The following is a 7,992-nucleotide window of genomic DNA, read 5'->3' as shown; positions in this document are numbered from 1 at the left end:
GCGCTATGTGATGGTGACTACCAACTGCTTGACGGGTGAGGCGAACTATTGGGAGGAGAAGCAAAGTGAGAAGCGGGTGATTGACATTGTGCGCGCTTCGAGCAGCCTGCCGTTTGTTTGCCCCATTGCCTATGTGGACGGCATTCCGATGCTGGATGGCGGCATTGTGGACAGCATTCCGTTGATGCGTGCCCGTCGGGATGGGTTTACGAACAACGTGGTGGTGCTGACCCGTAACCGGGGTTATCGGAAGAAGATTCAGGGCACCAAAGTCCCTCCTTTTATTTATAGGAAATATCCTGCCCTGCGTGCAGCCATCAACCGGCGCAGCGTGGTCTATAATGCGCAGTTGGAGCTGGTGGAACGGCTGGAAGAGGCTGGGGAAATTACGGTCATCCGTCCGCAACGCCCTATAACGGTGGACCGCATCGAGCGGGATATCCGAAAACTGACGGAACTTTATGAAGAAGGTTATGCCTGTGCGGCGCAGTTGGAATTTGCACGGTGAGTTTTCGTTTCACAGACGCCATATTCTGTTTCGCAGCAAACGGGATGTCATGTAAGTAATAGGTTTGTTAATGATAATCACCAGATAAGATCATTTTCTATTATATTTTCCAGTTCTTTATCTGTCAAACAATTTACCTTATACTCTATGATTCCGGCATTTTCAAGTTGCCTCATGATTTTTGCAGCCCTAACATTACTGATAGTAAAACTTTCACTTATCATAGTATAAGAACATCTACCAAGCTGAATGATCAACCGTGCAACATCTTCAAACAGAGGGTCTAAAGAATCCATATCTTCCTCTTCGTCATCATAATCGGAGTACTCGAAACTACCGGGAGGCAATATATATGGTTTAGAAAAGTCGGATTGGATAAATCCAAGTTGACATTCTTCATCTACCAAAGCTCCCTGGATTCGTGTCAACTCTATACCATTACATAATAACATATCTCCAGACCCTAATAAACTTTCTGCTCCTTGCCTGTCAATGATTGTGCGAGAATCCATTACACAGCAAGTCTGGAATGCAATGCGTACCGGAAAGTTGGCTTTAATAGTACCCGATATGATGTATGGGATTGCATCAAGTCTGCCCTTTTTGTCATTAATACAAATCTCATATTTTCGGGTTGTTCCTTTTTTAACAAGGAATAAATGATAGTATGCAAACATTCGGTTTTGCCAACTCCTTGCCTACCGGCTATCAATAGATGAGGCTGCTTGACCAAATCAATGACACAATTTTCGTTCAGACTTTTCTATACTTCATTTTGAATTCCTCGACGAATTGTTTAAATCATTTATCTCCTTGTTCAGCCAATTTAATCCAATATTCATAATCCATAATCCCATACTTTTAATATGTATTTACCTTAGGTATATTCTCGATTACGTTTGGGGCATAATGCACCTTCCCAAAAATCAACCGGATCCCTACATAATACTTCATGATCGTCCTCACAACATCCACAGCCCACCAGGTCGTAAATGCTTACCTAAGATCATTCCTCATCATCGAAAAAACATTCATTTTCCACTGCTGCATTGAAGGAAACATCAGACAAACGGGCGAAAAACTTTTTTCTGCTCCTGTTGACACTTTGTGTCATGTTTTGGGTTCCTTCTGATGTGGTATGGAAAACCATTGTATTGGTGATAGAGATGGTTGCAGCTGTTCTTTCTACATTTTGATTGGCTCCGATATAGGCAAACACCCAGCCCTCTTTCTTCAGTTCATCTACCAATGCCTTGATGGCTTCGCTGCTATACTCACGCGAGGCATTTTCGTAGCCATCCGTTACAACGGTTACAAGTATTCGGTCTTCCTCTGTCACTTTGGGGCGCAGTGCGTTAAGAGACATACCCATGGCATCATACAAAGCGGTGCAACGATTGGGGTGATAGGTTTTTGAAGAGAATTCTCTGACTTCCACAGCCGGTACACAATCATATACCGTCTTGACTTCATTGTTGAATGTTATGAGCGATATGAAGTGCTCCTGATTTTCGTTTTCCTGTTCGGCGGAACGGATCGTTTGTACCGTCTCATTTACATTGTCAATAGCTTCTTTCTTAATGCTCTGCATTGACCCACTCTCGTCGAGAATGATAAGATTAAAAACTCTTGTCTTCATTTTGATATCGTATTTAATGTAGTAATTTGTTGGTGCATATTGTTCTCATTCTATAAACGGTTCTATTGTATGAATCTGACCATCTTCATCCGACACGCATATTCTCATCTGCGGGAATTCATCTTCCCACCAGCAGTATTCTATCACGATGGAGCAATTGTCCATTGTCCGGTTCTGCTCCACTTCCCGATAGAAGTCGGGGAAGCAGGAGCGAATGAAGCTGAACAGCATTTCTTGCGGACAAACCATTAGCCTTTCTTTTTTCCTGTTCAGCACCTTACGGACGAACGCCTTGTTCTTGAGGCAGGAAGGTTCGTATTTTATCGCTCCTTTTTCGCAACTGATTCGGATTCTTCCGCGATAGTTGGCACACAGCACATCGCTGCAAAGCGGTTTCATGCGTTTGAGTATCGTTGCATTCAGTCGGGGAATTTCGAGAGTGGATTTATGAAATATAAGATCTTCAGCTGCTTTTATGTTGTCTCTGTCCAGATATCCGTCCGGTCGGAGATAGCCGCTTGTGCAGTGCTTCATCTCTTTGGCGAACCATCGTCTTGCCACTTTGCTCATATACAGGATATCCAGACAATCTAAATAGTCGTACATGCTTTCCAGCTTGCATTCATCGAACGACAGCCAACCGTCTATAAAGCGAATGCGTCCTCTCTTCTTGCTTTCGATATCTGCCACCGCCATGTTGTGCTCATGGAATTTAATCCGTATGGTGTAGTACTTGTTGCTGAAATGCTTGCTCCCTGTCGAAGGGCAGTATATGTACTCTCTCATTGTTTTCGTTTATTTCAGTTCCTGTTTCTTGTATGCCGACACTTTATCTTTTTTCCAAATAGATACAGCTCTGTTCTTAGTGCCAATGGTTTTAATAGGTTTTGATATTGCAAAGGAAAACGGATAGTGAGACAAATAGTGTCTGATGTGGCACTGAATTCATCCGATAATCAGATTCCTTCAAATAGTTCTGATACCCAAAGAAAGCTCTGCCATACAATGGAAGTATTCACTATTTATTTTCACTTTTCCATATTTTCCCAAATCTTTTTATAAAACGATTTGAATAATATGTGATAAACAGGTAAGGTTCTTATGCTCCCACATCGTTTACAAGGTTGTGGAGCGGAATAGATGGTAGCGCAATACTCCCAGTCAGGAGCAATAAAAATCTTACCACATTGGGTACATCTGAAAATTGTTTTTCCTCTAAGCATGATATTCTTTTTTTTTGATTTAACTGATGTAAAGAAGCTGGAACGGACAAAAACTATCCAAGTAACGCCTTATTCATCCCTCATGATATGTCTGTTCATCTCTTGACTGAACCACAGCTTGCGCTTAATCCAGATAAAGCCTTCATTGCGGGTTATCACCGCCACATCCACGGGGCCTCCTACAGTTTCCTCACTTGACGTGAAATGGCGTTGCAGGTTGGTGATGGACACCAGGCTTTCGGCCATGCTTGCCAGTTCTTGCACGTTGAACATCTCTACTGCGGTCAGCAATCCGTCTTCTTTTTCTTTTTGGATGTATTCGGAAAGTTCTTCATCCATCTGTTCCCGGGTTTCATTAAAGTCGATGTTTCTTACCAATTCCAAGATTTCTTCTCCCACATTGGCCGCTGCCAGCTTCTCGTATATCCGGTTTTGAACCTGATTCACCAGTTGCGTGTCGCGCTCCAATATATGTTCCCGTATATCGGGAGAAATTCCATCCATAAACGTCTGCATGACGTCTGCTTGTGCATACGGGCATATCGTGGCTATATTGTTGTGGTCTATTTGGGCGATGCGTTCGTGGTTGACAAAGTGACGCAGCCTGCCATCCACCACGCCGGCGACTTCAATGGGAAGCATACAGGGAAATATGTCTTTCTCCCCATATCCGGCAAATACCAATCCGGAATTCTGATTGCCTAAAAAGCAGATTGATTTAATCCATTCGTATGCGGATGACTCAAACAGCTCCCGTTGTGTCACATCGAAATGCTCGTTAGTGAATCCCTGTTCTATAATCATGTCGATAGTGCTTTGAGCTTTGCTTTGGAACGTTCTGAATGGGTAATTCTTCAATTCCGGGCATTTCTCAAATTCTTCACTGCAGATTCGTTTATACTCTTTCAGTCTGTCGAGAAATAAGTCATTGTACGATGTCGGATTCTCTTCCTCTTGTTCTTCAAACTCTTCTTTGGCTTTATCGCGTGCCAGTTGATAGAAGTCAATCAGCATATTGCTCAGCTTTCTGTCCTGTACTTCTTTGCTGCAAAAGAAATTTTCCTCACGCAAGAACTGCAAGAAATCATCCACATACTCTTTTAGTGTATTCTTCCCTTTGTCTCCCCGCCTTCTGCAATATAGTTTGATGATTACTTCCCAAGGCGTTTCCATAAACAGGGTTGAGTCGTAAATCATCACCGCTACCGGATAGGTTTTTGATAACCTGAATATCTTAGTTTCCGTATTCAATACTTTTCTGCTGCGGTTGTTTGAAACCGTAGCTGCGCTGTCTGCGGCAATCGCGATGCCGCTTTTGTTTAGGATTCCTACAATGGCTGTCATGGCGTTCTCATTTGTTTTTAATTGTTTTGATACTGCAAAGGAAAACGAATAGAGGGACAAGATGTGTCCGATGTGACGTTAAATTTCACCCTATAATCAGATTCCTTCAAATAGTTCTTGATGCGTCTTGAAAAAGTCGTAATACGCGCGAACATTCTCCAACTCGTTCCAACGGCACGTTGATATGGGCTCCGCATCCAGATTGTATATCTTTGCCCCGGGAATGGCGAGAAGGAACGGAGAATGCGTTGCTATTATCAATTGACAGTTGAAAGCGCAGATGGCTCCGGACAAGAATTTCGCCAATTCCATTTGCCATGTTGCGGCAAGGCTGTTCTCCGGCTCGTCCAGTAGTATCAGTGCATTTTCCGGTGTGCTCTCTACGAAGTAGTTGAAAGCCGTCTCCCCATTGGACTGTTCTTGCACATTCCTCTTCAACTTAGACTTCACGTACTTTGAGCAAGACAAGGATTTCGGCATCCACTCCTCTGTATGGAAATACTCATTCACCAGTTGTTCCCTCTTGAAATCAATGTCCTGATTCTCCCCTCTATTTCGTAGCATCCGGTCAAAGACATCGTCACTCGTCAGAATCACACCTCGTTGCACAGCCAGATGGCCTCCTTTTTCTTTGTTTAGATAGCTGTCGCAGTATTGCAGATAATCCTCAAAAAACGGGGACTTGTTATAGAGTGCAGAGCGTTGCAGCTTCATTTTCTGGGCGATGATGTTCAGGAGAGTGCTTTTCCCCGAACCGTTACTGCCATAAAGGATGGTAATGTCATCGAAAGAAAAGCGGCGGATTCCTCTTCGATAGAACACCCGCCACGGATACCAGGAGACATAGCCTGTCATCCGGTTTGGGTGGGGAATTTTATTTTTTCTAATAAATCGTTCCGACAATTCCAGAAGAATTTCCAGATTTTTTCCTTGAAGTGCTGGTGGCGGCGAGAAGTACCAGTCTTCCCATTCGTCTTTGGGGAGGGTAAAGTTTTCTAAGTATATCATTTTCTACTATTTTTTTATTGTTTTGATAGTACAAAGGAAGACGGGGAGAAGGACAAAAGGTGTCTGAAGAAATGAAAAATCAGTTCATGCTTGTAGCATTTTCTTTGTATGCTTTGTATTTCTCAAATTCTGTATTTGCTTCTTTCAAAGCCCACATGGCAATAGCAGCGTCATCTATCAGTCCTCCGGGGAAGATATCGGGGATGATATCAATAGGTGTTACCACATAAACCAGTGCTGCGACAATGAGTGTCATCTTGGCTATGTCATAGTCTTTATATTTGCCTGATGCAATGTCTTTGAGATAATCGTACATCAGTAGAAGGGTTTCTTTTACTGAGCTCAATCTCTTTTTGTCTGCATATTTTTGAACATTGGCCAATAGCTTTTGCAGCTTTATTTTGTCATTCAAAAACTCTTTGGCCTTTTGCATCCATTTTCCTTCTTGGAATTTTTTGATTATATCCATAACGATGATAGTTTTAATGATGGTAACTCTGTTTTTTTACTTTAGTTCAAGAGTCAATTCGGCACATTCCTCGTTCAATGAGAGATTTGACAATGAAACCTTCTCTAATGCAGGCTGTAGCTTGTCTATCTTCTCAAGATAGATTCTGATTCGTTTCTCGTCAGGTTTGATTTCAATGCCTTCCGGAATCCTTTCTTGAAGATGTCCGATTGCTCCGGCAATGAGCATTGATATGGGCATACTGCAATCGTATGACATGCAGATAAAGTTTTCCTGAAAGTTTTCTATCTTAATTGTTATATGAACAGTTGGGATGAAAACTCCCGGATTGTAACTTGCTTCAAAAGTATTTGGGTTTATACGCTTGAATGTAAGGGCAATCCGATAATGGTTGCTTACCCAATTGGTAATTTCTGTGTAATTGATTGATACTTTCATGTTAAAATATAAATTTGTAAATTTCGATTATTTAAATAAGTATGATCCAAGCTAAATGAAACATGGAATCAGGCTCTCCCATTTCTGTTGAATAATAATATATTGAAAGATTTGTAATGAATAGTAATCCCTGCCTTTCCTTTGCAATACGCTGTTTTTTATGTTGCGTATTGCAAAGGAAGGCGGGGAGGTGCAAAAGATGTTTTCTGCTAAAGTATAATAAGATAAAAAACTCAATTATTTTTTTTGGGAAATAATCTTTGCTGCATTTTTCGCTGCATTTTTCGCTGCATTTTTAACAACAGGTGTACTTTTTTTGACTACATATGCAATACCTGCACCGATTGTGGTAATAATGACTTTACCTATTTTATCTACATTTGCTGGATTCATTTTTTTGTATTTAAAGTTTTCAAATCTGTTGAATTACACTCAATTCTGATATCTTGAATCAGAACATCATCAAATATTTTGTTAAGATTCTTGTTGTAGTTAAGAATATTTGAAATCTCTGTCGTATGGTTATGCATGAGGTATTTCATCTTTTTTTGGAATGAATCATCTATATGCTCATTACAGTAATCGACCATTTTCTTATGGTTTGGCTTAATCGCTTCTGTCTTCCCGCCTAAAAAAAGAACAATGTCAGATAATAAAATAAGCCTGTTGTATAATTGAATATCATAGGTATAATCTATATAATACTTTTGGAATTGTTTTGATTTATTACATAGAAGATTGGACGGATTAATTGATAATTTGAAAGCTTCCCAGTCATTAGCTGGAGCACCGTTAAGTTTCTTTCGTTCATCTTCAATTTGCAGGTGAATTTGTGTAAGCCCTTTTTGCATTTCTAAATATGCAGTGTTGGTAGCAGTATTTAACTCCTCTTTGGTTTTGAAAGTGGAATATAAATCCATAAAACCTTTGAAATGTCCCAGAATGCTACCTATTCTGTCATTTTTTTGTCCTTTTTGGATGTCTTCTATTTTTTCTTCAAGTATCTCTAGCTTGTTAAGAACAGATTGTACCATTGCCATCATGGCCAAATTAGATAAACTTTGGGTAATAGCTTGACTATTTGCTTCCCGTTTAATAGTAGCTTGAGTGTATATTCCTGTTTTTCCTTTGATGCGCATATTTGGAGTATAGCTCCCTGGATTTTTGCTTGAATTGTCAAATGCTGCCTTTCCGGATTTAAGCATTTCTCTTAGTTCCATAGGAATATCAACGACAAAATCTTCACTATGAGTAAGTTTGTTTAAAGCATCCAAAAAAACAATACCACAATTTATATTGTTGAGTAGGTTTGTTTTTTCCTTATCAATAACTTTGTCAAGCATATTAGGAACACCATATATTG

General features: G+C 40.6%; 11 protein-coding genes. 1 reads left to right on the top strand and 10 read right to left on the bottom strand.

Annotated features, from left to right (window positions below; translation table 11 throughout):
- On the top strand, nucleotides 1–508 hold a 508-nt coding region (locus tag K2G43_RS03025), incomplete at its 5' end, for a patatin family protein (protein WP_300152941.1).
- A 77-nt stretch (nucleotides 509–585) separates the two neighbouring features.
- Here K2G43_RS03025 and K2G43_RS13495 read toward each other — a convergent pair.
- The 10 genes from K2G43_RS13495 to K2G43_RS02980 all read right to left on the bottom strand — a co-directional run.
- Nucleotides 586–804, bottom strand: a complete 219-nt coding sequence (locus K2G43_RS13495) for a DNA translocase FtsK (RefSeq protein ID WP_366524953.1) — start codon at nucleotides 802–804, stop codon at nucleotides 586–588.
- A gap of 215 nt (nucleotides 805–1,019) precedes the next feature.
- Complete coding sequence (locus K2G43_RS13490; protein ID WP_366524952.1) at nucleotides 1,020–1,220, bottom strand: FtsK/SpoIIIE domain-containing protein; 201 nt, start codon at nucleotides 1,218–1,220, stop codon at nucleotides 1,020–1,022.
- Nucleotides 1,221–1,514: 294 nt separating this feature from the next.
- Nucleotides 1,515–2,147 carry a VWA domain-containing protein gene (locus K2G43_RS03015; RefSeq protein ID WP_300152939.1) on the bottom strand — a complete coding sequence of 211 codons (633 nt, stop codon included), beginning with the start codon at nucleotides 2,145–2,147 and terminating at the stop codon, nucleotides 1,515–1,517.
- Between the two features lie 45 nt (nucleotides 2,148–2,192).
- Nucleotides 2,193–2,933, bottom strand: coding sequence for a hypothetical protein (locus tag K2G43_RS03010; protein ID WP_300152938.1), 741 nt, complete (start codon nucleotides 2,931–2,933; stop codon nucleotides 2,193–2,195).
- Nucleotides 2,934–3,439: 506 nt separating this feature from the next.
- Entirely contained in the window at nucleotides 3,440–4,714 is a 1,275-nt protein-coding gene (locus K2G43_RS03005) for a hypothetical protein (protein WP_300152937.1), read from the bottom strand.
- A 96-nt stretch (nucleotides 4,715–4,810) separates the two neighbouring features.
- Nucleotides 4,811–5,722, bottom strand: coding sequence for an AAA family ATPase (locus K2G43_RS03000; RefSeq protein ID WP_300152936.1), 912 nt, complete (start codon nucleotides 5,720–5,722; stop codon nucleotides 4,811–4,813).
- Nucleotides 5,723–5,801: 79 nt separating this feature from the next.
- On the bottom strand, nucleotides 5,802–6,191 hold the full coding sequence (locus K2G43_RS02995; RefSeq protein ID WP_300152935.1) for a YkvA family protein: 390 nt from the start codon (nucleotides 6,189–6,191) through the stop codon (nucleotides 5,802–5,804).
- A gap of 36 nt (nucleotides 6,192–6,227) precedes the next feature.
- Nucleotides 6,228–6,629 carry a hypothetical protein gene (locus K2G43_RS02990; protein ID WP_300152934.1) on the bottom strand — a complete coding sequence of 134 codons (402 nt, stop codon included), beginning with the start codon at nucleotides 6,627–6,629 and terminating at the stop codon, nucleotides 6,228–6,230.
- A gap of 237 nt (nucleotides 6,630–6,866) precedes the next feature.
- Nucleotides 6,867–7,022, bottom strand: coding sequence for a hypothetical protein (locus K2G43_RS02985; RefSeq protein ID WP_300152933.1), 156 nt, complete (start codon nucleotides 7,020–7,022; stop codon nucleotides 6,867–6,869).
- Nucleotides 7,019–7,992 (bottom strand): hypothetical protein (locus K2G43_RS02980; RefSeq protein ID WP_300152932.1); only part of this gene is annotated, 974 nt, incomplete at its 5' end. The genes K2G43_RS02985 and K2G43_RS02980, both read right to left, overlap by 4 nt.

Source organism: Bacteroides sp., assembly GCF_029057325.1.
Classification (GTDB): Bacteria; Bacteroidota; Bacteroidia; order Bacteroidales; family Bacteroidaceae; genus Bacteroides.
The sequence above is the reverse complement of the archived record's forward strand: the minus strand, read 5'-3'. Positions and strand labels throughout refer to the sequence as shown.

Coding starts and splice junctions, on each gene's coding strand:
- K2G43_RS13495 (WP_366524953.1), bottom strand. CDS start 804: ATGGATTCTTTAGACCCTCTGTTTGAAGATGTTGCACGGTTGATCATT.
- K2G43_RS03015 (WP_300152939.1), bottom strand. CDS start 2,147: ATGAAGACAAGAGTTTTTAATCTTATCATTCTCGACGAGAGTGGGTCA.
- K2G43_RS03010 (WP_300152938.1), bottom strand. CDS start 2,933: ATGAGAGAGTACATATACTGCCCTTCGACAGGGAGCAAGCATTTCAGC.
- K2G43_RS03005 (WP_300152937.1), bottom strand. CDS start 4,714: ATGACAGCCATTGTAGGAATCCTAAACAAAAGCGGCATCGCGATTGCC.
- K2G43_RS03000 (WP_300152936.1), bottom strand. CDS start 5,722: ATGATATACTTAGAAAACTTTACCCTCCCCAAAGACGAATGGGAAGAC.
- K2G43_RS02995 (WP_300152935.1), bottom strand. CDS start 6,191: ATGGATATAATCAAAAAATTCCAAGAAGGAAAATGGATGCAAAAGGCC.
- K2G43_RS02990 (WP_300152934.1), bottom strand. CDS start 6,629: ATGAAAGTATCAATCAATTACACAGAAATTACCAATTGGGTAAGCAAC.
- K2G43_RS02985 (WP_300152933.1), bottom strand. CDS start 7,022: ATGAATCCAGCAAATGTAGATAAAATAGGTAAAGTCATTATTACCACA.